This is a genomic window from Cellulomonas sp. GbtcB1 (genome assembly GCF_019091725.1).
Classification (GTDB): domain Bacteria; phylum Actinomycetota; class Actinomycetes; order Actinomycetales; family Cellulomonadaceae; genus Cellulomonas.
The window spans coordinates 1-237 of record NZ_JAGXJG010000546.1; the positions used below are offsets into that span (position 1 = coordinate 1).

A 237-nucleotide genomic window follows, 5' to 3' on the forward strand; every position below is an offset into this window, starting at 1 on the left:
GGCATGGTCGCGACGCTGCGGTTCGACACGGCGCGGATGGCGTCGCTCGCGCCGCAGGGCTTCTCGCTCGCGCCCGACATCGCCGAGTGGCTCGTCCGCGAGGGGGTGCCGTTCCGGGTGGCGCACGGGGTCGCGGGCGCGTGCGTCCGGGCCTGCGGGCAGCACGAGCCGGCCGTGGAGCTGGGGGAGCTGACGGACGACGAGCTCGCCGCGATCCACCCGGCGCTCACCCCCGAG

1 pseudogene is annotated in these 237 nt (G+C 77.2%); it reads left to right on the forward strand.

The annotated features are described in order from the left end of the window. Positions 1-237 (forward strand): annotated as a pseudogene (locus KVT14_RS21325) (argininosuccinate lyase); the annotation flags it as partial.